Here is a 25,481-nt window from a genome sequence, read left to right as displayed (position 1 = left end):
CTCAGGACACGGCCGGCTCGCGGTCGCGCTTGAGGATCGCCTGCAGCAGGTCCCGCACGCCGATGGCCCCGAGGAACCGGTCCTCGCCGTCGAACACGGCCACCGGTGCCGCATCGCGGTGCATGGCGAGCATCACGGGGCGCAGCGGCGTGTCGGTCCGCGCCCAGAACACCGGGTTCGCCGCAGGCGCGAAGTCCGCCTCCGCCTCCTCGCAGGCGAGCCACGTGGCCGGGCGGCCGTCGCGCTCGGCCGCCGTCACGCGCCCATCCGCGTCGATCCGGAAGCGCGTGGTGCGCCGGCGGTCGAGCCACAGCCAGCCGCCGCCATCGCCGTCCGGGCACGGCTCGAGGTCGCGCCGGTCGCGCATCACGTTCCACGCCGTGAGCACGTTGAGCGGGTTCACATGGGCGACGAACTCGCGGACATAGGCATTGGCGGGCCGCAGGACGATGTCCTCCGGCGTGCCCGATTGCACGATCCGGCCGCCCTCCATGATGGCGATGTGGCTGCCGAGCTTCAGCGCCTCGTCGAGATCGTGGCTGACGAACAGGATCGTCTTGCGCAGCCGCTTCTGGAGGTCGAGGAGCTCGTCCTGCAGCTTCGCCCGGATCAGCGGGTCGAGCGCCGAGAACGGCTCGTCCATGAGCAGGATGTCGGCGTCCGTGGCGAAGGCGCGGGCCAGCCCGACGCGCTGCTGCATCCCGCCCGAGAGCTCGCTCGCATGCTTGTTCGCCCAAGCCTCGAGCCCCACCATGCGCAGCTTCTCGGCGACGATCCGCTCCCGCTCGGCCCGCGGCACGCCGCGCAGTTCGAGGCCGAAGCCGACGTTCTCGGCGACGCTGCGCCACGGCAGCAGCGCGAACTGCTGGAACACCATCGCCACGCCCGTGGAGCGCAGGGCCCGCAGCTGCTCGGGAGCGCACGACGCGACGTCGACGACCGCCTCGCCATGCCGCACCAGCACCCGCCCGCGCGTCACCGGGTTGAGCCCGTTGACGGCGCGCAGCAGCGTCGACTTGCCGGAGCCCGAGAGCCCCATCAGCACGCAGATGCCGCCCGGCGCTACGGAGAGCGTGGCGCCGGCGACGCCGATCACGGCGCCGGTCTCCGCCAGGATGTCTGCGCGCGTGCCCCCGGCGTCGAGCCGGGCCAAGGCCTCCTTCTGCCTCTCGCCGAAGACGATGTCGACGTCCTCGAAGGCGATCGCCGCGGGCTGCATCAGCGGGCCTTCTTCTGCGGCTGGCGCAGCACCCGGTCGAGCACGATGGCGATGATGACGATGGCGAGCCCGGCCTCGAAGCCCATCGCGGCGTTCACCGTGTTCAGCGCCCGCACCACCGACTTGCCAAGCCCGTCCGCGCCGACGAGCGCGGCGACGACCACCATCGACAGGCTGAGCATGATGCACTGCGTGATGCCGGCCATGATGGTGGGCAGCGCCGCCGGCAGCTCGACCTTCCACAGCAGCTGCCAGCGCGTCGCGCCGAACGCCTCGCCCGCCTCGATCATCTGCTTCGGCACGCCGGTGATGCCGAGCCAGGTGAGACGGATCGGGGCCGGGATGGCGAAGATGACCGTCGAGATCAGCCCCGGCACAACGCCGAGGCCGAACAGCAGGAGCGTCGGGATCAGGTACACGAAGGTGGGGATCGTCTGCATGAGGTCGAGCACCGGCCGCAGCACGGCGTAGAGCCACGGACGGTGAGCGGCCGCTATGCCCACGGGCACGCCGATGACGACGCAGGTGAGCGTGGCGAAGGCCACCAGCGACAGCGTCTCCATCGTCGGCTGCCAGTAGCCGAGATTGGCGATGAGCGCGAATGACGCGACGATGAACACGACGAGCGCGACCGAGCGGTGCAGCCACCACGCCCCGGCGGCGAAGAGCGCCATCACCGCCGCGGGCGGCAGCCAGAGCAGGCCCGCCGTGACCGCGCCGATGCCGCCGCCGAGCACGGCGGAGATGACGTCGAACACGCCCTGCGCATTGTCGTTGAGGACCTCGATCCCGCTCTCGATCCACCGCCCCAGCGGCAGCTTCCAGCCGGTGAACCACTCTTCCATGGCGTGTGCCCCGTTCCGGGGTCAGGGCGCGGAGTGGAGCAGGAACATCCCGCCGGCCCCGCGCCGCGACCGCTCACTTCACGCCGAGCGACGCCTTCACCGCCGGCAGGCCCGGCTTGCCGTCGAGCGTGGTGACGCCGGCGAGCCATCCGTCGAGCACCGCGGCGTTGGCCTTGAGGTACTCCGCCGCCGCCTTGTCGGCCTCCACCTTGTCGAACAGGATCTTGCCCATCACGCGGTTCTCCATGTCCAGCGTGAAGGTGAGGTTCTTCAGGAACTGGCCGACGTTCGGGCACTCCTGCAGGTAGCCCGCGCGGACGTTGGTGTAGATGGTCGCCCCGCCGAGGTTGGGGCCGAACACGTCGTCGCCGCCCTCGAGGTACTTGATCTGGAACTTGGAGTTCATCGGATGCGGCTCCCATCCGAGGAAGATGACGGGCTCCTTGCGCCGGGTCGCCCGCTCCACCTGGGTGAGCATGCCCTGCTCGGAGCTCTCGACCAGCTGGAAGCCCTTCACGCCGAACTTGTTATCCTTGATCATGTCGAGGATCAGCCGGTTGCCGTCGTTGCCGGGCTCGATCCCGTAGATCTTGCCGCCGAGCTGCTTCTCGAACTTGGCGATGTCGGCGAAGGTCCTGAGCCCGGCCTCGTAGGTGTAGGCGGGCACGGCGAGAGTGTACTTGGCACCCTCGAGGTTCACGCGCACCACCTCGACCGACTTGTCCTCGCGGTACGGCTTGATGTCGGCCTCCATCGTCGGCATCCAGTTGCCGAGGAAGACGTCGATGTTCTTGTTCTTCAGGGACGTGTAGGTCACCGGAACCGAGAGCACCTCCGTCTTCGGGGTGTAGCCCAGCCCCTTGAGGACCGCCGATGCCATGGCCGTCGTCGCGGTGATGTCGGTCCAGCCGACGTCGGAGAACCGCACCGTCTTGCACGCCGCCGGATCGGCAGCCGCCGCGGACCCCGCCGACAGCAGAACGGCGGCGAAACCCGCCAGGATGGACCGTGAAACGCTCATGACACCCCTCTTCGTCCCGGGCCGTTCATCGGCCCCGCGCCGCATGGTGCATCACGGTTCTGTCACACGGAAGAGCGGCCCGCGCGCCATCCCGGGCATTTCAGGCGCCGGTATCATCGACACCGCCGCGATCGTCAGTTGACCGGCGCCCCGCCCTCCTCGGTGCGGCGGGCGACGAAGGCGTCGATGGCCTCGGCGGCGGCGGGGTCGAGTGGCGGGGGCTCATACTCCGCCAGCGCCTGCCGTGCGATGGCCCCGGCGCGGTGCGTGGCGTCGACGGCGCCGTCCTGCCGCCAGCTCTCGAAGTTGCGCCAGTCGGAGACCAGCGGGCTGTAGAAGGCCGTCTCGTAGCGAGCCAGCGTGTGGGGCGTGGCGAAGAAGTGCCCGCCGGGGCCGACCTCGTCGATGGCGCCGAGCGCCAGCGTGTCGGCGTCCACCGTCTCCGGCTGCAGGAAGCTCGCGAAGAGCTGCAGCATCTCGACGTCGAGCACGAACTTCTCGAGGCTGGCGGTGAGCCCGCCCTCCAGCCACCCCATGGCCTGGTGCAGGAAGTTGACGCCGCCCGTCACGGCGGACCACGTCGCCATCATCGACTCGTATGCCGACTGCGCGTCCGGCGCGTTCGACGTGTTGATGTTGGACGAGCGGAACGGCAGCCCGTAGCGCCGCGCCATCTGCCCGGAGATGATCGCCGCCTTGGCATATTCAGGCGTGCCGAAGGCGGGCGCGCCCGACTTCATGTTCACGTTGGTCGTGAAGGCGCCGTAGACCACCGGCGCGCCCTTGCGGGCGAACTGGCTCACGGCGATGCCGGCCAGCGCCTCGGCGTTCTGCTGCGCGATGGCGCCGATCAGCGTCACCGGCGCCATCGCCCCGGAGAGCGTAAAGGGCGTGATGACGGTGGGCTGGTTCAGCCGCGCCATCTCGGCGATGCCCTCCACCATCGCCGCGTCGAGCTGCAGCGGCGAGTTGGTGTTGATGATGGCGAAGGCCACCGGCCTGTCCGTCACCTGTGCCTCCGACAGGCCGTTGGCGAGGCGGATGATCTCCAGTGCGTCGCGGGTGCGCTGCAGGGAATGGCAGTAGATGCGCGGCACCTTGTCGGTCATCCGCACCATCGCCCGCAGGCCGTGCAAGTGGCGGATCGGCACGGGCACGTCGAGGGGCTCGACCGGATAGCCGCCCACGACATGCACCATGTTGAACAACTGCGCGAGGCGCAGGAAGTCCTCGTAGTCGGCCATGGTGCCGGGCCGGCGACCAAGCTCGAGGTCCGAGCAGTTGGGCGGCCCGCTCACCGTGGCGAAGACGAGGTGCCCGTCGCCCACCGTGACGCTGCGCCCGGGGTTGCGCGTGTGCATGGAGAAGGAGGACGGCGCCGTCGCCACGGCACTCTCCACCAGCGCCCGGTCGAACCGAACGCGCGCACCCTCCACGGGCTCCGCGCCGTGTTCGACGCACAGCCGCCGCACGCTTTCCGACTGGATGGCGATGCCCGTTGTCTCGAGGATGTCGAGCGAGGCGCGGTGGATGGCCTCCACCGCGTCGGCCGACAGGATCTCGAACGGGCGATAGGGGTTGCGCAGCTGCCGCCACGGCATCTGCCGCTCGGCGATGCGCTGCACGCGCGCCCGCGGCGCGCGGTGCCCCTCGCGGCGGGAGCGGGCGGGAGAACCGGCGGCGTCGGACATGGCGATGACTTTCGAGGCGATGGGCTAGGCGCGCAGCCGTTCGTTTGTCGGATCGAACGGGCTCTCGCCGATCACCGTACACCGATGCGGTTTTCCGAGAATGGAGATTTCCAGCTCCTGCCCGATCTCGCCGAGGTCGGGCCGCACCATGGCGAGAGCGAGCGACTTGCCGGTGCGCCACCCGAAGCCGCCCGAGGTGGACCGCCCCACGATCTCGCCGTTCAGGCGGATCGGCTCCGAGCCGCGCGCATCGGCGTCGGTCACGCCGTGCACCTCCAGCGTCACGAAGCGGTTGGCGGCCCCGCGCTCGCGCCACGCCACCAGCGCGTCGCGGCCGAGGAACGGGCCCTTGTTCGGGTGCACGAAGCGGTCGAGGCCGGACTCGTAGGCCGAGTACTCGATGGACATCTCGCGGCCGACGAGGCGGTAGGACTTCTCCAGCGCCATCGACATCATGGCGCGGATGCCGAAGGGCCGGATGCCGAACGGCGCGCCGGCCTCCATCAGCACGTCGAACAGCGCGTTCTGCATCTCGATAGGATGGTGGAACTCGTAGCCGAGCTCACCCACGAAGTTGACGCGCAGCACGTCACAGTGCACCGGCCCCACCGAGATCCGCTTGCCCGTCAGCCATGGGAACCCGGCGTTCGACACGTCGGCGTCGGTGAGCGACTGCAGCACCTCGCGAGACCGCGGGCCGGCGAGCACGAGCACGCCCTGCATCTGGGTGAAGGGGGTGAAGGTGACGCTGCCATCGGCGGGCAGGAGCTTCCTCAGCGTATCGTGGTCGTGCCGCTCCAGCGCCCCCGCCGAGACGAGGTAGAATTCGCCCGGCGCGCGCTCGTAGACGGTGAACTCGGCCCGCACTCCGCCGCGCGTGGTGAGCAGGTGGCAGAGCGCGATGCGCCCCGGCTTCGGGATGCGGTTGGCGAAGATCGAGTCCAGCCACGCCCGCGCGCCGGGACCGGTGACGAGGGCCTTGGCGAAGGCCGACATGTCCTGCAGGCCGACGCCGCCGGTGACCGCCTTCACCTCCTCGCCGACGAAGGGGAAGTAGTTGGAGCGGCGGAAGCTCCAGCGCTCCTTCACCTTGCCGTCCTCCGCCGCCGGGGCGTGGTTCTCGTTGAGCAACACGTCGTCGACGTTGAGCTCCGACGCCGGCACGGCGTAGCCGGGCGGCGCGAACCAGTTCGGCCGCTCCCAGCCGTAGACCGAGCCGAACACCGCGCCGAGTGCCTTCATGCGGGAATGGCACGGCGTGGTCTTGAGCGGCCGCGCCGCGATGCGTTCCTCGTCCGGGTAGTGGACGGTGAAGACGTTGGCGTAGGCCTCCTCCGTCTTGCGGCGCAGGTAGCCGCGGCCGGCATAGGGGCCGAACCGGCGCGGGTCGACGCCCATCATGTCGATGGTGGGCTCGCCCTCCACGATCCATTCGGCGAGCTGCCAGCCGGCGCCGCCGGCGGCCGTCACGCCGAAGGAATGTCCCTCGTTGAGCCACACGTTCGGCACGTCCCAGGCGGGGCCCACGATGGGGCTGCCGTCGGGCGTGTAGGCGATGGCGCCGTTGTAGACCTTCTTGATGCCGACCTCGCCGAAGGCCGGGACGCGGGCGATGGCGGTCTCGATGTGCGGCGCGAGCCGGTCGAGGTCCTCCTGGAACAGCTCGTACTCGCTGCCGTCGTCGGGCCCGTCGACGTAGCAGCAGGGGGCGCCCTTCTCGTAGGGGCCAAGGATGAGCCCGCCATTCTCCTCGCGCATGTACCAGGAGCTGTCGGACTCGCGCAGCACGCCCATCTCGGGCAGACCCTGCCGGTGCCGCTCGACGATGGCAGGATGCGGCTCGGTGACGACGTACTGGTGCTCCACCGGGATCACCGGCACGTCGAGCCCGAACATCGCACCCGTACGGCGGGCGAAGTTGCCAGAGGCGCAGACGACGTGCTCGCAGACGATGTCGCCCTTGTCCGTCTTCACCCGCCACTCACCGGACAGCGTCCGCTCGACGCCGGTCACCGTCGTGTAGCGATTGATCTCCGCGCCCATGGCGCGGGCGCCCTTGGCCAGAGCCTGCGTCAGGTCGGCGGGCTGGATGTAGCCGTCCTCGGGATGCTGGATCGCGCCCAGCAGCCCATCCGTCTCGCACAGCGGCCAAATCTCCTTGACCTGCGCCGGGGTGAGCACCCGCACGTCCACGCCAATGGTCGCGGCGACGCCGGCATAGGCCATGTACTCGTCCCAGCGGTCGCGCGTGCGGGCGAGGCGGATGTTGCTCACGGGCTTCAGCCCCACCGGCTGGCCCGTCTCCGCCTCGAGGCGCTTGTAGAGCGCCACCGAGTACTTGTGGATCTGGCCGACCGAGTAGCTCATGTTGAAGAGCGGCAGCAGGCCGGCGGCATGCCATGTGGAGCCGGAGGTGAGCTCCTTGCGCTCGATGAGGACGCTGTCGGTCCAGCCCTTCCTCGCCAGATGATAGAGCGTCGAGACGCCGACGACGCCGCCGCCGATCACCACCGCCCGCGCCTGCGTCCGCATGCCTGCCCTCCCCCGTCGTCCTCGATCCTAGGCCGGCACCACGGCCGGCGCGAGCCCCGACGCAGCCCGCGCATGGCGGTGCTGCGCAGCGGCCCGTCATCCTGCGTTCAATGCGTCGCGTCCGGCATCGAGGCCTTCTTGCGCTCGATGTAGTCGCGCAGCGCCTCGTCGACGCCCGGGTCGATCGGCGGCGCCTCGTAGTCGGCGAGTGACTTCTTCCACACGCGGTGGGCGCGCTGGGCGGCGTCGAGACGGCCCTCGGCCTCCCACTGCTCGACCGAGTTGTTGTCGGCGATGAACGACCGGTAGAAGGCCGTTTCGAAGTTCGCCTGCGTGTGCGCGCAGCCGAGGAAGTGCCCTCCCGGCGCCACCTCGCGGAAGGCGTCGAGCCCCTGCCCGTTCTCGCTGACGTCGATGCCCTTCGCCAGCACGTGCATCATGCCGAGCTGGTCGCAATCCATGACGAACTTCTCGTAGGACGAGGCGAGCCCGCCCTCCAGCCAGCCGGCCGCGTGCAGCACGAAGTTGGTGCCGGCGTGCAGCGTGGGAATGAGCGTCTGCGCGCTCTCGTAGGCGGCCTGCGCGTCCGGAAGCTTGGAGGCGCAGAGCGACCCGCCGGTGCGGAACGGCATGTTCAGGCGCCGCGCCAGCTGCGCCGCCCCGTAGATGGCGAGCGCCGCCTCCGGCGTGCCGAACGTCGGCGCGCCCGACTGCATCGACAGCGTCGAGACGAAGGTGCCGAAGATCGCCGGCGCGCCGGGGCGCACGAGCTGGGTGAAGGCGACGCCGGCCAGCACCTCCGCGAGCACCTGCGTCAGCGTGCCGGCGATGGTCACCGGGCTCATCGCGCCCGACAGGATGAACGGCGTGATCACCGTCGCCTGGTTGTTTCGCGCATAGACCTCGGCCGCACCGATCATCGTCGCGTCCCACACCATCGGGGAGTTGGCGTTGATGAGGCTCGTGCAGACGGTGTTCGACTGGATGAACTCGTCGCCGAAGAGGATGCCCGCGAGGTTCACCGTGTCCTGCGCGCGGTCGGGATGGGTCACGGACCCCATGAAGGGTTTGTCCGACCAGCGCATGTGCGCGTAGACCATCTCGAGATGGCGCTTGTTGACCGGCAGGTCGACCGGCTCGCACACCGTGCCGCCCGAGTGGTGCATGAAGGGCGACTGGTAGGCGAGCTTCACGAAGTTGCAGAAGTCCTCGATCGTGCCGTAGCGGCGGCCCTTCTCGATGTCGTGCACGAAGGGCGAGCCGTAGACCGGCGCGAAGACGGTGTCCTTCCCGCCGATGTGGACGCTGCGCGCGGGGTTGCGCGCGTGCTGGACGTAGTCGGAGGGCACGGTCGAGACGAGCTGGCGCGCCAGCCCGCGCGGGAAGCGCACGCGCTCGCCCTTCACGTCGCAGCCGGCGGCCTTGAACAGCGCCAGCGCCGAAGGGCAATCGCGGAAGTCGATGCCGATCTCCTGCAGGATCGTCTCGGCATTGTGCTCGATGATCTCCAGCCCCTCGGCGGACAGCACCTCCGTGATCGGGATATTGCGCGTGATGTAGGGGATCGAGGCCGCTCCGCGCTGGGCCCGCGCCGCGCGCCGCGCCTCGCGTCCGCGCCGGCCCTCGCGGCCGGTCGCCTGGATGTCCTCGCTCATCGCCGTCTCCGCCCGCGTCCCGTCTCGACGGCATGATGGGGGGACGGCCGGCCGCTGCTTCCGGAGGCGCGTCGGGGACTTTCCCGAATGCGTCACGCGGGTCGCGATTGGGACAAAGACGCCGCCGGGGATGACGGCGGAGGAGCCCTTGCAGAAGGACGGGACCGGGAGAGACGCAGGAGGCGGGCTCACCCCACCCGCGTCTTCGCCAGCATCTCCTCGTCCAGCGCATAGCCGAGGCCAGGAGCCGAGGGCATGACGATGAAGCCGTCCCCGTCGACCTTCAGCGGCTCGGCCATCATGTAGTCGCGCCGGTCGAGGCCCCACTCGGGCGGGTCGTAGGGGTATTCGAGGAACACGCCCTCCACCATGCCGCAGACAAGATGCGCGTTGGCCATCACGCCCATGCCGTTGGTCCAGGTGTGCGGGGTGAAGACGAGGTTGTGCTCCATCGCCATCGCCGCCACGCGGCGCAGCCCCGTGATGCCGCCGACGAGCGCGGCGTCAGGCTGCAGCACGTCGAGGCACTGGTCGACGATGAGGTCGCGGAACTCGTAGAGCTCGCGCGTCATCTCGCCGCCCGCGACGCGCACCGCCGTCATCTCGCGCAGCCGCCGCATGCCCTCGCGGTCGGAGCGGTGCAGCGGCTCCTCCATCCAGTAGACGCCGAGCTGCTCCAACTCGCGCGCCACGACGAGCGCGTCCTTCAGCGACCACGCCGGATAGGTGTCCCACGGCAGGCGCCAGCCCTGGTTGCAGTCGACCATCAGCTCCAGCTTGTGCCCGACGCGCTTGCGGACGGCCGAGAGCGCCGCGATGTCCTTGCGCCAGTCGCCGCGGTGGAAGCGGATCTTCATCGCCCGGAAGCCCTGGGCGATGTAGCGCTCGGCCACGTCGGCCAGCGCCTCGGGGTCGCGGAGCATGCCGGAGGACGCGTAGGCGCGCACCCTGTCGGTCAGGCCGCCGAGCAGCTTGTAGACCGGCTGGCCGGTGATCTTTCCCGCGAGATCCCACAGCGCGAGGTCGAGCGGCCAACAGCGGCCGTAGTGGAACTGGATGTTGTTGATGACGCGGTAGTGCCGCTCGATGTCCATTGGGTCCTGCCCGACGAACAGGTGCTCGTGCCCGGCGAAGCCGACCATGAGGTCGCCCGAGCCGATGCCCGTCACGCCACCGTCGGTGTGAACGCGGACGATGGTCGCGTCCCAGAAGGTGCGCGGCCGCGTGTCCCAGCTGGCATGGAAGGGCGGGTCGAAGTGGTAGCGGTGCTGCGTGATCTCAATGCCGGTGATCTTCATGGCGTCCCTCCCCTGCGCACTCACGCCTGCGACAGCACGGCCTGCGCGAAGCGCAGCATGTCGTCGTCGCCCGGCGCCCGGCGGTTCGACCGCCGCATGGCCTCGTTCTCCGGCCGCGCCATCTGCGCCGCCAGCCGTTCCGGCGTGACGCCGTCGAACTCGCCGGCGAGCGAGATCCGCACGCCGGTCGCGCGCATCAGCCGCTCGAAGGCCGCCGGGACCTCCGACGCGGCAGACAGGCCCATCGCGTCAGCAACGGCGGCGAAGGCCCCGTCGTCGCCCTCCACGTTCCACGGCAGCGTCGCCACCATCGCCACACCGACGGCGCGGCCATGGTGGATCGGACGCAGCGAGCCGAGGGCGTGACCGATGTTGTGGCCGATGGCCGTGCCGGCATTGTCGATGGCGACACCGGCGAAGGCCGCCGCAAGCTGCATCCCGGCCCGGGCGGGGATGTCTGTCGGCCGGGCCACCGCCGTCTCGAGGTGCCGCACGGCGAGCCGGATGGCGGCGTGGGCATAGACGTCGTTCGCGGGATTGGCGTTGCGATTGGTCGCCGCCTCCATCGCGTGCACCAGCGCATCGATGCCCGTCGCGGCGGTGAGGTGCGGCGGAAGCCCCACCGTCAGCGCCGGGTCGAGCAGCACGAGATCTGCCCGCAGCTCCGCCCCCCAGTACCATTGCTTGGCGCCCGCCTCGTCGCCGATGACGCTGACGCGTGTCGTCTCCGACCCGGTGCCCGAGGTGGTGGGGATGCAGATCTTCGGCAGCGCGCCGGCGGGGAAGGGGTTGGCGCAGAGCGCGTAGTGCCCGGCAGGCTCCCGCCCGCCCGCGACGGCGGCGGCGAGCTTGCCGGCGTCCATCGCCGAGCCGCCGCCGAATGCCACGACGGCCCGGGCGCCTGCCTCCCGCGCCAGCGCCGCCGCCGCGTCGACCTGCTTCGAGGTGGGGTCGCTCTTGATGTCGGAGAAGACGGCCGGCCCGAGCCCGGCGGCACGCAGCGAGGCGGCGGCAGCGTCGATCATGCCCGAGGCCGCGAGGCCGGGATCGGCGACGAGCAGCACGGCGGCACCCTCGCCGGCGAGGCGGGCGGCATGGCCGCCCAGCGCATCGAGCGCGCCCTCGCCCTGGAGCATCGGCGGCACGGGTTCAAGCATCACGGGCACGGGTCGTCTCCTCGGTGGCCCCGGGCGCGCCAGCGCCCAAGGTGGCAATAGGCGCGGCAGCGCCCTCGGCGGGAGTGGGCGCGGCCGCGCCCCAGCATGACGCGATGACGGTGGCGGCGACCAGCCCCTTGTCGCCGAGGGCGCCGGGGATGTCGGCGCGGTCGATGGCGTGCTCGATGTCGGTCCCCTCCCCGCCCATGGCAAGGGCGGTCGCACGGGCCTGTGCGCGCGCGACGCCGACCGCGGCGGCGAGCGCCTCCGAGGGGTCCATGAACGACACCGGCTCGCCCTCTCCGTGCACTCGCCACAGACCCGGGCCCGCCGAGGTGACCTCGACGCTGGCCCGTGCCCGGACCAGTGCGACCGCGGCGCCCACGGCGTTGGCGACGTCCGCGTGCTCGGCGAGCACGAGCTCGCAGCCGAGCCGCCGCGCCACCTCGGGATAGAAGACGGGCGCCGGACCGCCGACTGCCACCAGCGGCACGGCCGGGCGCAGTGACACCGCGAGGCCACCGACCCGGCCCGTGCCGCTCGCCACGGCCTCCACGAACGGGTCTCCCTCCGCGGGAGGAGTCTCGACCAGCGACGCGATCAGCACGCGGCCGGACTGGCGGACCATCGCCTCCGTCACCGCCTCGGCGAAGGCCAGCGCCGCCGCCTCGCGGTCCTCCGCGGTACCGGGCGCGACCATCGTCAGCCGGCGCTGCAGCAGCAGCCCGCCGAGCACGGCGCCCTCGCGGTTCCACTGACCCTGCCGGCCGAGCACGTGCGCGGCGTCGCTCGGCGTGTAGCCGGCGACATGCAGGAGGCCCTGCGCCACGAGGCGCTCCAGCGCCTTCTGCCGCGTCGGCCCGTGCACGACCCGGCCGAGCGGCACCGGCTCGTCCCCTACGACAGCGAGGATCTCGGCCTCGCGGACCCCGAGCCCGCGCGGGTCGGCCCCGTCCTTCCGGGCGAAAGGACGCATGACGAAGTGACCGGCATGAGGCTCTCCCTGCGGGTCGTCCAGCATCAGCCGCATGCGGTCGATCACGGCGGGATGGCGTGCGGCCATGAGCGAGAGCGGCACGACGCGGTTGGGCTTCAGGCTCACCGTCCCGTCGGGGGCGACGGTCGCCTCGCTGTCGCCGCCGAGCCCGTAGGTCCGCATGGCGACGGCTCGCACCAGCGTGCGACGACCGCCGACGACGGCGCCCTCCCGGTCCAGCCGAGGCCAGCCCTTCTCGACCGTCGCCACGTCCGTCGTCGTTCCGCCGACGTCGGACACGACGAAATCGTCGAGCCCGGAGAGGAACCGCGCGCCCACCACGCTGGCGGCAGGACCCGACAGGATGGTCTCGATCGGCCGGCGCGCCACCAAGTCGGCGGCGGCGAGCGAGCCGTCGCCCTTCACCACCATCAATGGCGCGTCGAGGCCGTTGCGGACCATGGCCTGTCGCACGGCGGCGACGAGGGCGGCGATGCGCGCGATGATCCGGGCGTTGAGCGCCGCGGTGAGCGCCCGGCGCGGCGCGTCCAGCGCGCGGGAGAGGTCGACGGAGAGGCTGGTCGGGACGCCGGCGATCCGCTCCACGGCGTTGCGCACGGCGTGCTCGTGCGCCGGGTTCCGGACGGCGTAGTGGGAGGCGACGGCATAGGCCGCGACACGCCCCTTCATCTCCCCGACGAAAGCCTCCGCGGACACGAGATCGAGCGGAGCCTGCTCCTGTCCCGCGTGGTCGTGCCCGCCCGCCACGCGCAGCACCGGAGTCCCCGGCAGGGTCGCGGCGATGCCCGTCCGCTCCGCCATCGCGTCGTCGAACCCGACGAGGATCACCGCGACGTGCGAGCCATGCCCCTCGACGATGGCGTTGGTGGCGAGCGTCGTCGACAGGCAGAGCCGCGAGATGTCGCGCGGGCCGATGCCAGCCTTGTCCGCCTCCGCCAGCACGGCAGCCAGCGCCTCGCCGACACCGACGGCGAGGTCGCCCCGGGTCGTCAGGGCCTTCGCCCGCGCAACCACGCGCCGCGCGGCGCCGTCGACCAGCGCCGCGTCGGTGTAGGTCCCGCCGGTGTCGATGCCGATGACGAAGCGGTCCACGGTCGCCAGTCAGCCGCGCATCCGCTCGCCCTTGGGGTCGAACAGCGGCTCGCGGATCGGCGTCGCCTTGCGCCGCTCGCCGATGATCTCGATCTCGAAGCCGCTGTCGGCTCCCGCGAGCTCCTTGGGCACGTAGCCCATGGCGACCGACGTCTTCGCGCCGTGGGCGTAGCCGCCCGACGTGATCCAGCCGACGACCTTTCCGTCGTGCCACACGGGCTCGTCGCCGATGGTGTCGGCATCGCTGGCGTCCACCGCGAAGACGACGAGGCGCAGCTTGCCGCCGCTCTCCTTCTCCTGCGCGGCCGCGGCGCGGCCGATGAAGTCGTTCTTCTTCAGGTCGACGAACCGGCCGAGGCCCGCCTCGTAGGGGCCGTAGATCGGCCGGTACTCGCGCGCCCAGGTGCCGAAGTTCTTCTCGAGCCGCATGGCGTTGAGCGCCCGGCCGCCGAAATGGCCGATGCCGAACGCCTGCCCCTTCTCCCACAGGAGGTCGAAGAGCGCGCGCTGGTACTCGGGCGACACCCAGATTTCGTAGCCGAGGTCGCCGGTGAACGTGATGCGCCCGACGATGCAGGGGATGGGCCCGAGGTCCATCCGCCGGATCGACAGGAACGGGAAGGCCGGCGTCGACAGGTCGACATGGGTGAGCGACTGCAGGAGCTCGCGCGAGCGCGGCCCTGCCACCGACAACCCCTGCAGGGTCTGCCCGCAGGCCTCCACGCGCACCGCGCCCGGCGCCTGCGCGAGGAACCACCGCATGTGGTAGTTCTCGGCCGGGCCGGACCCGACGACGAGGAAGTCCTCGGGACCGAGCTTGCCGACCGTGAAGTCGCCGATGAGTTTGCCCTCGTGGTTCAGCATCGGCGTGAGCACGATGCGCCCCGTCGCGGGCATGCGGTTCGCCATGACGCGCGACAGCCACGCCTCGGCGCCATCGCCGGTGACGTGGTACTTGGCGTATCCGGAGATCTCCATCAGGCCGACGCGATCGCGCACCGTCCTCACCTCCTCCGCCACGTGCGGGAAGGCGTTGGAGCGGCGGAAGGTGATGTCCTCGACCGGCTCGGTTCCCTTCGGTGCGAACCAGAGCGGGTGCTCCAGCCCGTAGCTGTCGCCGAAGACGGCGTTCTCGGCCTGCAGCTTGTCGTAGATCGGCGTCGTACGATGCGGGCGCGCCGCCACGAGTTCCTCGTTAGGGAAGCGGATGCGGAAGCGGCGCGAGTAGTTCTCGCGCACCTTGGCGTTGGTGTAGGCGAGCGTCGCCCACTCGCCATAGCGCGCGACGTCCATGGCCCACACGTCGAAGCCGGGGTTGCCGTTCACCATCCAGTTGGCGAGCGCGAGGCCGACGCCGCCGCCCTGGCTGAAGCCGGCCATCACGCCGCAGGCCACCCAGTAGTTGCGGATGCCGCGGATCGGACCGATCAGCGGGTTGCCGTCCGGCGCAAAGGTGAAGGGGCCGTTGATCACCTTCTTGATCCCGGCGCGCTCCAGCACGGGATAATGGGCGAAGCCGACCTCCAGCGAGGGCGCGATGCGGTCGAGGTCGTTCTGCAGGAGTTCGTGGCCGAAGGTCCACGGCGTCTCCTTCTCCGACCACGGCACGCCGGCGCGCTCATACGTGCCGAGCAGGATGCCGCCGCGCTCCTGGCGCATGTAGATCTCGCCCTCGAAGTCGACGACGTGCAGCATCTCCTTGTCGGCGCCGGCGAGCTCCGGGATGTCCTCGGAGATGATGTACTGGTGCTCCATGGCGAGGATGGGCAGCTCCAGCCCCACCATGCGGCCCACCTCGCGCGCCCACAGGCCGCCGGCGTTGACGACATGCTCGGCGTTGATCGTGCCCTTCTCGGTCACGACGTCCCAGGTCCCGTCCTCGCGTTGCACCGTGTCGGTGACTCGGGTGTGCCGGTAGATCGTCGCGCCCTGGATCTGCGCCGACTTGGCGTAGGCGTTGGTGACGCCCCACGGGTCGACGTGGCCCTCGATGGGGTCGTAGATGGCGCCGACGAAGTACTTCGGGTCCATCAGCGGGAAGATCTTGTAGGCCTCCTCGATCGACAGCATGTCGAGATGCATGCCGAGGTAGCGGCCGCGGGCATAGACCATCTTCAGCCAGTCCATGCGCTCCGGGGTTCCGGCGAGCATGAGGCCGCCGGTGAGGTGCACGCCGCAGGACTGGCCGGAGATCTCCTCGATCTCCTTGTAGAGGTTGATCGTGTACTGCTGCAGCTTGGCGACGTTGGGGTCGCCGTTGATGGTGTGCATGCCGCCCGCGGCGTGCCACGTGGACCCGGACGTGAGCTCCGACCGCTCGATCAGCACCACGTCCTTCCACCCGGCCTTGGTCAGGTGGTAGAGCACGCTCGCTCCGACGACGCCGCCCCCGATCACGACGGCCTGGGCGTGGGTCTTCATGGTGTGACTCCCGATATGTGGGCAGTGGGGTGAGAAATCCGCATCGTCGGGGCTTCGGCGCTCAGAAATCCGTCGGCACGCCGCCCTCGGCCTTTCGGCGGGCGACGAAGGCTTCGAGCTCCTCGCGGACCGCCGGGTCCATGGGCGGCGGCTCGTAGGCGGCGAGGCGTTGCTTGTAGAGGCGGTTGGCGGTGTCGTAGGCGGTGGGCGCGCCGCCCTCCCGCCACGACTCGTAGTTGCGCCAGTCAGAGATCATCGGCGCGAAGAACGCGGTGCGATAGCGCGCCTGCGTATGCGCGCAGCCGAAGAAGTGGCCGCCCGGGCCGACCTCCCGCATCGCGTCGAGGGCCAGCTCCTCCGGATCGACCTTCACCGGCCGCAGGAACTCGGCGACCATGTCGAGCAGGTCGGCGTCGAGCACCATCTTCTCGAAGGACGCGTGCAGGCCGCCTTCCATCCAGCCGGCGCCGTGCATGAGCAGGTTCACGCCACCCATGATGGCGCCCCACAGGGAGAACACGCTTTCATAGGCTGCCTGCGCGTCCAGCGTGTTTGCGGCGTTGGCGTTCGACGAACGGTAGGGCACGCCGTAGCGCCGGGCCAGCTGGCCGCCGAGAAGGCAGGCCTTCATGTACTCCGGCGTGCCGAAGGCGGGCGCGCCCGACTTCATGTCGACGTTGGAGGTGAAGCCGCCATAGACGAAGGGGGCGCCGGGCCGTACGATCTGCGTGAAGGCGAGGCCCGCCAGCGCCTCGGCGTTCTGCTGGGTGACCGCGCCGGCCACGGTGACGGGCGCCATGGCGCCGGCCAGCGTGAACGGCGTCAGCACCGTCACCTGGTTGGCGCGGGCCATCTGGATGATGCCCTCCAGCATCGGCCCGTCGAGCCGCAGCGGCGAGGACGAGTTGATGATGGTGAAGAGCGAGGGCTCGCGCTCGAAGGTCTCGCGGTCCACGCCACGCGCGATGCGGGCCATCTCCAGCGCATCGAGGTTGCGCTCGCGGCCCAGCGAGTAGGCATGGATCGCCTTGTCCGACAGCGTCAGCATGTCGAACAGGGCGTCGAGGTGGCGCACCGAGGCGTGGATGTCCGCCGGCTCCACCGGGTATCCGCCCCACAGGTGCACGGCGTCGAGCGTGTGCCCGAGCCGGATCAGGTTCTGGTAGTCGACGCGGTTGCCCGGACGGCGGCCGCCGTCGCGGTCGGCGGCATTCGGCGCGCTGGCCACGGAGCAGAACGCCACCGCGTCTCCGCCGATGGCGAGCGAACGCGCCGGATTGCGCGCATGGAGCGTGAAGCTCCTGGGTGCGAGGCCGATCTTGGACTCCACCAGGGCGCGTGGGAAACGCACCCGCAGCGAACCGCTCTCCACATCGGCGCCGGCGTCCTTCAGGATCTGCCGGGCGCCGTCATGGAGGAAATCCATGCCGATCTCCTCCAGGACCGTCAGCGAGGCCTCGTGGATGGCCTCGAGCTCGTCGGCCGACACGGCGGGAACCGGCGCGAAAGGCAAGCGCGGCTGCGGCTTTGGCGCGGCGGCAGACCCGGGCGTTTCGCGCCCGGCACGGCGGCCGCGGCGGCCACGGGGGTCGGTGGGGGCATCCATCGGAAGGGCGTCTCTCCTACGACGTCGGGCCGGCGGATCACGGCCCGCCTTCGCCACGCATTGGGCTCACTCTCCGCCGCCGCACCGGCGCCGAATGCTCCAGCCGCGACGCGTGCTGGCCCAGCTTCGACGGCGGCGCGCGGCGCCTCAGGCGGCGCGGGCGACGCCGCGCGGCTTGCGCATGCCGTCCAGCGCCTTGAACTCCACGAACTTGACCATCGCTTCCCAGAGATGATCCCCGTAGCTGAAGGGCGGGAACGTCTCCGCCCCGGCGATCGGCAACGGCGCGATCACGGCGTCCACCGCCGGCTCGTAGAAGAACGGGATCGAGTAGCGCGTGCGGCCCGGCCCCAGCACGCGGTGCTCGGTCGCCTTGATCCGCCCGCCGGTCCAGCGGTCCAGCAGCTTGCCGAAGTTGACGGCGAGCGTCCCGTCGACCGGCGGCACATCGATCCAACGGCCGTCGGCGAGCTTCGCCTGCAGCCCCTCGACGCCGTCCTGCGCCAGCAGCGTCACGAACCCCGAGTCGACATGGGCGCCGCCGGACACGTACCGCTTGCGCCCCTCGTGCTCCACCCAGGCCTTGTTCGGGTCCGCGCCGACGAAGCTGTCCTCCGGGCGAACCGGGTAATGAATCAACCTCAAGGTCGAGATGCCGCCGACGAAGGCCGCCTCGAACTGCGTCTCCGGCAGCCCCAGCCCGCGCGCGATGGAGCGCATCAGCGTGCGGCCGAGCGTCTCCATGCCGACATAATAGTCCGCCACCGCCTTGCGCCAGCCGGGCAGCGCCGCCTCCCGCGGCAGCGGGGTCGCCTCGCACAGCGGGTCGGCGGCATCGACGGGGACGCCGGGGTGGGCGACGTCCGGGCCCATGTCGATGCCCTCCTTGTAGGTCGCGGCCCCGTTCTGCAGCGGGAAGAACCCCCGGTAGACGTTGGGCCGGCCCGGATCGAAGGTGCGGCGCAGCAGCGTCGCCTTCTCGGAATCCGGCAGCGAGAACAGCCGCAGCAGCTCGGCCCGCGCCGCCTTGCCGACGGGAACGTGCCCTTCGAGCCCCCGGATCGCCATGAAGCCGACGTCGGCGGCAGCCGCCATGATCGCCGCGTCGACGGCGTCGCGCGCTGGGCCGGGCGGCCCGAACAGGGGCGAGACGTCGATGGTGGGGATCATGGGCACCTCCTCGGATTCACCATGCCATGTGAGCGCGTCACCGGGCCCTTGTCGAGGGCTCGCCGCCGCGAGTCCGCCACGCGGACAACGCCGTGACATCACCACGACGGGTGGCCGGCGTGTCGCAGACGGGACATGCACGCTCCATCAACCCGGATCGGCTATGTCGCAATCTTCGCACACGGTGTCTTGCGCGCGACATTGGTCTCGGGCAAACCCGCGCAAGCTTTGACCATGATCCCTGCCGCGCGCGGGGATCCATCCGGAGACGTGGCCGATGGCCGATGACGAACTCGATCTGAGCACCCTCAGCGACGACGAACTCGTCGAGCAGATGCACGACGATCTCTACGACGGGCTGAAGGAGGAAATCGAGGAGGGCGTCCGCATCCTGCTCGACCGGGGCTGGACCCCCTACGATGTGCTCACCCAGTCGCTCGTCGAGGGCATGCGGATCGTCGGCGAGGATTTCCGCGACGGCATCCTCTTCGTCCCCGAGGTGCTGATGTCGGCCAACGCCATGAAGGCGGGCATGTCGATCCTGCGCCCGCTGCTGGCGGAGACCGGCGCGCCGAAGATCGGCAAGATGGTCATCGGCACGGTCAAGGGCGACATCCACGACATCGGCAAGAACCTCGTCTGCATGATGATGGAGGGCGCCGGCTTCGAGGTGATCGACCTCGGCATCAACAACCCGGTCGAGAACTATCTCGAGGCGATGGAGAAGCACCAGCCGGACATCGTCGGCATGTCGGCGCTGCTCACCACGACCATGCCCTACATGAAGGTCGTCATCGACACGATGAAGGAGAAGGGCCTGCGCAACGACTACGTCGTGCTGGTCGGAGGCGCCCCGCTCAACGAGACCTTCGCCGACGCCATCGGCGCTGACGCCTACTGCCGCGACGCGGCCGTGGCCGTGGAGACGGCCAAGGCCTTCATGGCGCGCCGGCAGGGCAGCGTCCAGTCGCGCGCCTGAGGCAGCGATGGCGGCGCGCGCGACCCCGGGCGCCGTCGCACCGGTCGGTCCGGGCAAGGCGCCACGGGGAGGCGCACCGGGCTCGCGCACCCTCGTCATCGCCTGCGGCGCGCTGGCCCGCGATCTCCTCGCCGTGGTCGAGGCCAACCGCCTCGACCACCTGAAGGTCACCTGCCTCCCCGCCATCCTGCACAACCGGCCCGAGAAGATACCGGACGCGGTGCGCGCGAAGATCCGCGCCGGCCGCCGGCACTTCGACGAGATCCTCTGCCTCTACGGCGACTGCGGGACAGGCGGCCTCCTCGACGCCGTGCTGGCGGAGGAAGGCGTCGAGCGCATCCCCGGCGCGCACTGCTACGAATTCTTTGCGGGCGCACCCGACTTCGCCGCGCTGACGGACGAGGACCCGGCGACCTTCTTCCTCACCGACTACCTGACGCGGCACTTCGACCGGCTGGTGTGGAAAGGGCTCGGGCTCGACCGGTTCCCCGAGCTGCTGCCGGCCTATTTCGGCAACTACACCCGCGTCGTCTACCTGTCGCAGGCGCCGGATGAGGCGCTGCTCGGCAAGGCCCGCGAGGCGGCATCGCGCCTCGGCCTCGCCTTCGAGCACCTGCCGACAGGCCGCGGCGGCATCGCCGACTTCCTTTCCCACCAGAACCCAGCCCGAGGCCCTGATGCCTGACCTGACCATCCTCTACTGGCGCGACATCCCGGCGCAGGTCATTGCCAAGGCCGGGCGCAAGAGCGCCAAGCGGGAGTTGCCGTTGCGCTTCACGGAAGCGATCGACATGGCGGCGATGCGCGCCGGCGCCCACGGCACGGATGACTACCTCGCCTCGTGGCGGCGCGGCGACGCGACGCCGTGCGGCGACGACCTCGAGGCGGAGGCGGCCGCCGCGGCGGCGCGGCTCGAGGCCGACTACGACGCGGAGCGTCTCAAGGCGCTCATCGCCAACAAGGGCCACGCCACTTCCTGAGGCCGACGACGATGCTGACCCCCGCAGCGTTCGAACCGCGTGGCAAGCGCCCGCCGAAGGCCGGCTCGGCCCGGTTGCGCTTCTGGTCCATCCGCCACGCACGGGCGCTGGAGCGGCTCTATGCCGGCTTCGAGCCGATGCTGGTGAAGCTCGCCCCGCTGGCGCGGCGCATCGGCTGGCAGCGGCTGGAGGGGCCCGTCGCCGTGGTGGAGCAGGGGGTGAAGTCCGCCCTCTTCGACTGCCGCATGTGCGGCCAGTGCGTCCTGTCCTCCACGGGCATGTCCTGCCCGATGAACTGCCCGAAGAACCTGCGCAACGGCCCCTGCGGCGGCGTCCGGGCCAACGGCCACTGCGAGGTTTATCCCGACATGCCCTGCGTCTGGGTGCAGGCCTGGGAGGGAAGCCTGGCGATGACGGACGGCCAACGCATCCGCGAGGTGCAGCCGCCGGTGGACCATCGCCAGAAAGGCACGTCGTCCTGGCTGCGCGTGATGCGGGAGAAGTGCCCCGACACGGCGGAGGCGGCGCGATGACCCCGCACCCCGACGACATCGGACCCGAGCCGCACGCCCCGCTCCCGCCGCTGCCCGGCCACACCTCCCGCGGCCGGCTGGAGCGCGTGCTGCGGCGCGGCGAGTTCGCCGTGACGGCCGAACTCAATCCGCCGGATTCCGCCGATCCGGAGGACGTGTACCGGCGCGCGGCGATCTTCGAGGGCTGGGTGGACGGGATCAACGCCACCGACGGTTCGGGCGCCCACTGCCACATGTCGAGCGTGGCGATCTGCGCCCTGCTGACCCGCATGGGCTACGCGCCGGTGATGCAGATCAGCTGCCGCGACTACAACCGCATCGCCATCCAGGGCAACGTGCTCGGCGCCGCGGCGCTCGGCGTGTGCAACATCCTCTGCCTCACGGGCGACGGCGTGCAGTGCGGCGACCATCCGGAGGCGAAGCCCGTCTTCGACCTCGACTCAACGTCGCTCCTGCAGACCATCCGCACCATGCGGGACGAGAAGCGCTTCCTCTCCGGCCGCAGGATCACCACGGCGCCGGACGTGTTCCTCGGCGCGGCCGAGAACCCCTTCGCCCCGCCCTACGACTTCCGCCCGCTGCGCCTCGCCAAGAAGGTCGCCGCCGGCGCACAATTCTGCCAGACGCAATACTGCTTCGACGTCCCGATGCTGCAGCGCTTCATGCAGCAGGTCCGTGACCTGGGGTTGCACGAGCGCTGCTTCATCCTCGTGGGCGTCGGCCCCCTCGCCTCGGCGCGCACCGCCAGGTGGATGCGCGCCAACGTCGCAGGCGTGCACATCCCCGACGGCATCATCGAGCGGCTGGAGGGCGCGCAGGACCAGAAGGCCGAGGGCAAGCGCATTTGCATCGAGATCATCCAGCAGGTCCGCGAGATCCCCGGCGTCGCCGGGGTCCACGTGATGGCCTACCGGCAGGAGGAATACGTGTCCGAGATCGTGCATGAGTCGGGCGTGCTGTCCGGCCGCACGCCGTGGCGTCGCGAGTTCCAGCCCAGCCTGCGGCCCGTCGAAACGCTCGGCACCGCCTAACCGCTAAACCAAACGAAATGTTTCTCTTGCCGAACGGCTTCTGCTAGAGCATGCCGCGAAAAGGTGGAAGCCGCCTTTTCGCGAGACGCATGCGACCACTGGGTAGACACGCGCAAGCCGCACGGGCGGGCCACGGAGGAAGAAGATGACGGAGACGGTGATCACCTCGGAGAAGAGGAAGGTCGTGATCGGCTTCGAGCACCGCTTCGTCATGATCGGCGAGCGCATCAACCCGACGGGGCGCAAGCTGCTGGCGGCGGAGATGGCGGCGGGCGATTACAGCCGCGTCGTCGCCGACGCCATCGCCCAGGTCGAGGCCGGGGCGCAGATGCTCGACGTCAACGCCGGCATCCCGCTCGTCGACGAGCCGAAGATCCTGGCCGAGTGCGTCAAGCTGGTGCAGGACACCGTCCCCGTTCCGCTCTCCATCGACAGCTCCATCGTCGCGGCGCTGGAGGCCGGGCTTGCGGTCTACAAGGGCAAGCCGCTGGTCAACTCGGTCACCGGCGAGGAGGAGCGGCTCGAGCAGGTGCTGCCGCTCGTCAAGAAGTACAATGCCGCCGTCGTCGCCATCTCCAACGACGAGACCGGCATCTCCGAGGACCCGGACGTCCGCTACGCCGTCGCCAAGAAGATCGTCGAGCGCGCTGCGGACCACGGCATCCCGCGCGAGGACGTCGTGGTCGACCCGCTCGTGATGCCCGTCGGCGCCATCAACGACGCCGGGCGCCAGCTGATCCGCCTGCTGCGCCGGCTGCGCGAGGAACTGAAGGTCAACACCACCTGCGGCGCCTCCAACTTCTCCTTCGGCCTGCCGAACCGGCGCGGCCTCAACGCGGCCTTCCTGCCGATGATGATCGGCGCCGGCATGACGTCGGCCATCATGAACCCGCTGCACAACGAGGACATCCAGGCGATCCTCGGCGCCGACGTGGTCATGGGCAACGACCCCAACTGCGGCGCGTGGATCCGCAAGTTCCGCGAGCCGGCGCCCGAGGGCGCGGGCGAGGCGGCCGGCGGCCGCCGCGGCGGGCGCGAGAACCGTCGTCGCGCCCGCGAGAGCTGAACACCACCCTTCGGAGACCCGCTCGCGTGTCCGAGACCGAACCGCATCTCGTCGTCTTCACGCCCTCCGGCAAGCGGGGACGCTTCGCCGACGGCACCAGCGTGCTCGAGGCGGCGCGCCGGCTCGGGGTGGACCTCGACAGCGTCTGCGGCGGCCGCGGCATCTGCGGGCGCTGCCAGGTGGAGGTGGCCGAGGGCGAGTTCGCCAAGCACGGCATCGAGAGCCGGGCAGACCACGTGACGGCGTGGAACGCCGTCGAGGAGCGCTACACGACGAAGCGCGGCGCGCTGGCGGGCCATCGCCGCCTCGGCTGCCAGGCGAAGCTGTGCGGCGACGTCGTCGTCGACGTGCCGCCGGATTCGCAGGTCCACCGGCAGGTCGTGCGCAAGCGCGCCGAGGCGCATCCCATCGAGATCGACCCGGTCGTGCGGCTGTGCTTCGTCGAGGTGGCGCAGCCCGACATGCACGACCCCTCGTCCGACTTCCGTCGCCTGCAGGAGGCGCTCGCCCGGCAGTGGGGACTCGAGCGGACCAGCGCCGACCTGTCCGTCATCGCCGGGCTTCAGAAGACGCTGCGGACCGGCGAATGGCAGGTCACCGCCGCGGTTCGCGCGGACGGCCGCATCGTCGCCGTGTGGCCAGGCCTCAAGGAGGCCGCCTTCGGCGTTGCCGTCGACGTCGGCTCGACCACCATCGCCGCGCACCTGACGAACCTGCTCACCGGCGAGGTCGTCGCCTCTTCGGGCCTGATGAACCCGCAGATCCGGTTCGGCGAGGACCTGATGAGCCGGGTCTCCTACGTGATGATGAACCCGGGCGGAGACCGCGAGCTGACGGCCGCCGTCCGCGAGGCACTTGACCAGCTCGTCGGCGCGGTGGTGCGCGAGGCGGGCGTCGCGCGCACGGACGTGGTCGAGATGACCGTCGTCGGCAACCCGATCATGCACCACCTCGTCCTCGGGCTCGACCCGGTGGAACTCGGGGGCGCGCCCTTCGCGCTGACCATCGACGGCGCCTACGAGGCGCGGGCGGCCGAACTGGGCGTGACGATCGCACCCGGCGCCATGATCTACGCCCTGCCCTGCATCGCCGGCCATGTCGGCGCCGACGCCGCCGGCGTCGTGCTGTCGGAGGGGCCCTACCTCAAGGACGAGCTGACCCTTCTCGTCGACGTCGGCACCAACGCCGAGATCGTGCTTGGCAACCGGGCGCGGATGCTCGCCTGCTCGTCCCCGACGGGCCCGGCCTTCGAGGGCGCCCAGATCTCCTGCGGCCAGCGCGCTGCCCCGGGCGCCATCGAGCGCGTGCGGATCGACCGGGAGACGCTGGAGCCGCGCTTCAAGGTCATCGGCTGCGACCTGTGGTCCGACGATCCGGGCTTCGCCGAGGCCACGGCCGCGACCGGCGTCACGGGAATCTGCGGCTCCGGCATCATCGAGATCATCGCCGAGATGTACCTCGCCGGCATCATCAGCCAGGACGGCGTGGTCGACGGCGCGCTGCAGGCGCGCACGCCCCGCATCGAGGCCAGCGGGCGGACGTTCTCCTACCTGGTGCGCGACGGCGAGCCGCGCATCGCCATCACCCAGAACGACGTCCGCGCCATCCAGCTCGCCAAGGCGGCGCTCTATGCCGGCATCAAGCTGCTGATGGACCGCTACGGCGTCGAGAGGGTCGAGCGCATCACGCTCGCCGGCGCCTTCGGCAGTCACATCGACGTCACCTACGCCATGGTGCTCGGCCTGATTCCGGACTGCGACCTCAAGAAGGTCGCGTCCGCCGGCAACGCAGCCGGCACGGGCGCCCGCATCGCGCTCCTCAACCTCAAGTCGCGCGCCGAGATCGAGTCGACCGTCCAGCGGATCGAGAAGATCGAGACGGCGCTCGAGCCGGCCTTCCAGGCGCACTTCGTCGACGCGATGGCGATCCCCAACAAGCGCGACCCCTTCCCGGAACTGGGCAAGGTCGTTGTGTTCCCGGAGCCCAAGGCGCCGGGCGGCGGAGAAGACGGCGGCCGCCGGCGACGGCGGCGCGAGGCCTGAGCCGGGCCGGCCCTTCCTGACCGCCACGGAGCGGGAGAAACCGCCAGGCGGGGGCGGTCGTCGTTACTCTTTTCACAGCGCATTGATTAAACTCAACGCTTAATGGTTGCGCTTAAGCCGAACCTTCGGGAAGGATGCGAGTTAAC

The 25,481-nt window shown here is 70.5% G+C and carries 19 protein-coding genes; 7 read left to right on the top strand and 12 right to left on the bottom strand.

Translation table 11 applies throughout. The features are described 5' to 3' along the window. Position 1 precedes the first annotated feature (1 nt). The 12 genes from choV to ACX9GQ_RS02500 all read right to left on the bottom strand — a co-directional run bounded on the left by choV (position 2) and on the right by ACX9GQ_RS02500 (position 18,704). Complete coding sequence (gene choV, locus ACX9GQ_RS02555) at positions 2 to 1,219, bottom strand: choline ABC transporter ATP-binding protein (protein WP_459627959.1); 1,218 nt, start codon at positions 1,217 to 1,219, stop codon at positions 2 to 4. After that, positions 1,219 to 2,064 (bottom strand): choline ABC transporter permease subunit, encoded by an 846-nt coding sequence (choW, locus tag ACX9GQ_RS02550; protein WP_459627958.1) that lies wholly within the window; start codon positions 2,062 to 2,064, stop codon positions 1,219 to 1,221. The genes choV and choW overlap by 1 nt, the downstream gene beginning before the upstream one ends. 73 nt (positions 2,065 to 2,137) lie before the next feature. Beyond that, the gene (locus tag ACX9GQ_RS02545) at positions 2,138 to 3,085 is read right to left on the bottom strand and encodes a choline ABC transporter substrate-binding protein (RefSeq protein WP_459627957.1); all 948 of its coding nucleotides are present in this window, start codon (positions 3,083 to 3,085) and stop codon (positions 2,138 to 2,140) included. 134 nt (positions 3,086 to 3,219) lie between these two features. Next, positions 3,220 to 4,776, bottom strand: a complete 1,557-nt coding sequence (locus tag ACX9GQ_RS02540) for a trimethylamine methyltransferase family protein (protein WP_459627956.1) — start codon at positions 4,774 to 4,776, stop codon at positions 3,220 to 3,222. A 24-nt stretch (positions 4,777 to 4,800) separates the two neighbouring features. Next, the gene (locus ACX9GQ_RS02535) at positions 4,801 to 7,308 is read right to left on the bottom strand and encodes a GcvT family protein (protein WP_459627955.1); all 2,508 of its coding nucleotides are present in this window, start codon (positions 7,306 to 7,308) and stop codon (positions 4,801 to 4,803) included. Positions 7,309 to 7,415: 107 nt separating this feature from the next. After that, positions 7,416 to 8,963: a trimethylamine methyltransferase family protein gene (locus ACX9GQ_RS02530; RefSeq protein ID WP_459627954.1), complete on the bottom strand. Its 1,548-nt coding sequence runs from the start codon at positions 8,961 to 8,963 to the stop codon at positions 7,416 to 7,418. A gap of 188 nt (positions 8,964 to 9,151) precedes the next feature. After that, complete coding sequence (locus ACX9GQ_RS02525; RefSeq protein ID WP_459627953.1) at positions 9,152 to 10,261, bottom strand: mandelate racemase/muconate lactonizing enzyme family protein; 1,110 nt, start codon at positions 10,259 to 10,261, stop codon at positions 9,152 to 9,154. Positions 10,262 to 10,281: 20 nt separating this feature from the next. Beyond that, positions 10,282 to 11,418 carry an iron-containing alcohol dehydrogenase gene (locus ACX9GQ_RS02520; RefSeq protein WP_459628000.1) on the bottom strand — a complete coding sequence of 379 codons (1,137 nt, stop codon included), beginning with the start codon at positions 11,416 to 11,418 and terminating at the stop codon, positions 10,282 to 10,284. Beyond that, a complete protein-coding gene (locus tag ACX9GQ_RS02515) occupies positions 11,411 to 13,507 on the bottom strand; it encodes a hydantoinase/oxoprolinase family protein (RefSeq protein ID WP_459627952.1) in 2,097 nt (698 codons plus the stop codon). The genes ACX9GQ_RS02520 and ACX9GQ_RS02515 overlap by 8 nt, the downstream gene beginning before the upstream one ends. 9 nt (positions 13,508 to 13,516) lie before the next feature. Continuing rightward, the gene (locus ACX9GQ_RS02510; protein ID WP_459627951.1) at positions 13,517 to 15,928 is read right to left on the bottom strand and encodes a GcvT family protein; all 2,412 of its coding nucleotides are present in this window, start codon (positions 15,926 to 15,928) and stop codon (positions 13,517 to 13,519) included. Between the two features lie 61 nt (positions 15,929 to 15,989). Further along, positions 15,990 to 17,534, bottom strand: coding sequence for a trimethylamine methyltransferase family protein (locus ACX9GQ_RS02505; protein ID WP_459627950.1), 1,545 nt, complete (start codon positions 17,532 to 17,534; stop codon positions 15,990 to 15,992). Positions 17,535 to 17,681: 147 nt separating this feature from the next. Beyond that, positions 17,682 to 18,704: an isopenicillin N synthase family dioxygenase gene (locus ACX9GQ_RS02500; protein ID WP_459627949.1), complete on the bottom strand. Its 1,023-nt coding sequence runs from the start codon at positions 18,702 to 18,704 to the stop codon at positions 17,682 to 17,684. A gap of 277 nt (positions 18,705 to 18,981) precedes the next feature. Here ACX9GQ_RS02500 and ACX9GQ_RS02495 point away from each other — a divergent pair, with 277 nt between their 5' ends. From ACX9GQ_RS02495 to ACX9GQ_RS02465, 7 genes are all read left to right on the top strand, one after another. After that, positions 18,982 to 19,683, top strand: coding sequence for a corrinoid protein (locus ACX9GQ_RS02495; RefSeq protein ID WP_459627948.1), 702 nt, complete (start codon positions 18,982 to 18,984; stop codon positions 19,681 to 19,683). A 7-nt stretch (positions 19,684 to 19,690) separates the two neighbouring features. Next, positions 19,691 to 20,368 (top strand): DUF1638 domain-containing protein, encoded by a 678-nt coding sequence (locus ACX9GQ_RS02490; RefSeq protein ID WP_459627947.1) that lies wholly within the window; start codon positions 19,691 to 19,693, stop codon positions 20,366 to 20,368. Next, a complete protein-coding gene (locus tag ACX9GQ_RS02485) occupies positions 20,361 to 20,663 on the top strand; it encodes a virulence factor (protein ID WP_459627946.1) in 303 nt (100 codons plus the stop codon). The genes ACX9GQ_RS02490 and ACX9GQ_RS02485 overlap by 8 nt, the downstream gene beginning before the upstream one ends. 11 nt (positions 20,664 to 20,674) lie before the next feature. Beyond that, positions 20,675 to 21,196 carry a methylenetetrahydrofolate reductase C-terminal domain-containing protein gene (locus ACX9GQ_RS02480; protein ID WP_459627945.1) on the top strand — a complete coding sequence of 174 codons (522 nt, stop codon included), beginning with the start codon at positions 20,675 to 20,677 and terminating at the stop codon, positions 21,194 to 21,196. Then, on the top strand, positions 21,193 to 22,227 hold the full coding sequence (locus tag ACX9GQ_RS02475) for a methylenetetrahydrofolate reductase (RefSeq protein WP_459627944.1): 1,035 nt from the start codon (positions 21,193 to 21,195) through the stop codon (positions 22,225 to 22,227). The genes ACX9GQ_RS02480 and ACX9GQ_RS02475 overlap by 4 nt, the downstream gene beginning before the upstream one ends. Positions 22,228 to 22,372: 145 nt before the next feature. Continuing rightward, positions 22,373 to 23,293 (top strand): dihydropteroate synthase, encoded by a 921-nt coding sequence (locus tag ACX9GQ_RS02470; protein ID WP_459627943.1) that lies wholly within the window; start codon positions 22,373 to 22,375, stop codon positions 23,291 to 23,293. A 26-nt stretch (positions 23,294 to 23,319) separates the two neighbouring features. After that, positions 23,320 to 25,335 (top strand): ASKHA domain-containing protein, encoded by a 2,016-nt coding sequence (locus tag ACX9GQ_RS02465; RefSeq protein ID WP_459627942.1) that lies wholly within the window; start codon positions 23,320 to 23,322, stop codon positions 25,333 to 25,335. The last annotated feature ends 146 nt before the right edge of the window (positions 25,336 to 25,481 follow it).

The sequence above is a fragment of the Alsobacter sp. R-9 genome, from assembly GCF_054612375.1.
This window is presented reverse-complemented; position numbering and strand designations above follow the sequence as displayed.

What these genes read in the sequence shown, in the direction of transcription:
- ACX9GQ_RS02510 (WP_459627951.1), bottom strand. Translation starts at nt 15,928, where the DNA reads ATGAAGACCCACGCCCAGGCCGTCGTGATCGGGGGCGGCGTCGTCGGA.
- ACX9GQ_RS02505 (WP_459627950.1), bottom strand. Translation starts at nt 17,534, where the DNA reads ATGGATGCCCCCACCGACCCCCGTGGCCGCCGCGGCCGCCGTGCCGGG.
- ACX9GQ_RS02545 (WP_459627957.1), bottom strand. Translation starts at nt 3,085, where the DNA reads ATGAGCGTTTCACGGTCCATCCTGGCGGGTTTCGCCGCCGTTCTGCTG.
- choV (WP_459627959.1), bottom strand. Translation starts at nt 1,219, where the DNA reads ATGCAGCCCGCGGCGATCGCCTTCGAGGACGTCGACATCGTCTTCGGC.
- ACX9GQ_RS02485 (WP_459627946.1), top strand. Translation starts at nt 20,361, where the DNA reads ATGCCTGACCTGACCATCCTCTACTGGCGCGACATCCCGGCGCAGGTC.
- ACX9GQ_RS02480 (WP_459627945.1), top strand. Translation starts at nt 20,675, where the DNA reads ATGCTGACCCCCGCAGCGTTCGAACCGCGTGGCAAGCGCCCGCCGAAG.
- ACX9GQ_RS02475 (WP_459627944.1), top strand. Translation starts at nt 21,193, where the DNA reads ATGACCCCGCACCCCGACGACATCGGACCCGAGCCGCACGCCCCGCTC.
- ACX9GQ_RS02500 (WP_459627949.1), bottom strand. Translation starts at nt 18,704, where the DNA reads ATGATCCCCACCATCGACGTCTCGCCCCTGTTCGGGCCGCCCGGCCCA.
- ACX9GQ_RS02520 (WP_459628000.1), bottom strand. Translation starts at nt 11,418, where the DNA reads ATGCTTGAACCCGTGCCGCCGATGCTCCAGGGCGAGGGCGCGCTCGAT.
- ACX9GQ_RS02470 (WP_459627943.1), top strand. Translation starts at nt 22,373, where the DNA reads ATGACGGAGACGGTGATCACCTCGGAGAAGAGGAAGGTCGTGATCGGC.
- ACX9GQ_RS02530 (WP_459627954.1), bottom strand. Translation starts at nt 8,963, where the DNA reads ATGAGCGAGGACATCCAGGCGACCGGCCGCGAGGGCCGGCGCGGACGC.
- ACX9GQ_RS02525 (WP_459627953.1), bottom strand. Translation starts at nt 10,261, where the DNA reads ATGAAGATCACCGGCATTGAGATCACGCAGCACCGCTACCACTTCGAC.
- ACX9GQ_RS02535 (WP_459627955.1), bottom strand. Translation starts at nt 7,308, where the DNA reads ATGCGGACGCAGGCGCGGGCGGTGGTGATCGGCGGCGGCGTCGTCGGC.
- ACX9GQ_RS02540 (WP_459627956.1), bottom strand. Translation starts at nt 4,776, where the DNA reads ATGTCCGACGCCGCCGGTTCTCCCGCCCGCTCCCGCCGCGAGGGGCAC.
- choW (WP_459627958.1), bottom strand. Translation starts at nt 2,064, where the DNA reads ATGGAAGAGTGGTTCACCGGCTGGAAGCTGCCGCTGGGGCGGTGGATC.
- ACX9GQ_RS02490 (WP_459627947.1), top strand. Translation starts at nt 19,691, where the DNA reads ATGGCGGCGCGCGCGACCCCGGGCGCCGTCGCACCGGTCGGTCCGGGC.
- ACX9GQ_RS02495 (WP_459627948.1), top strand. Translation starts at nt 18,982, where the DNA reads ATGGCCGATGACGAACTCGATCTGAGCACCCTCAGCGACGACGAACTC.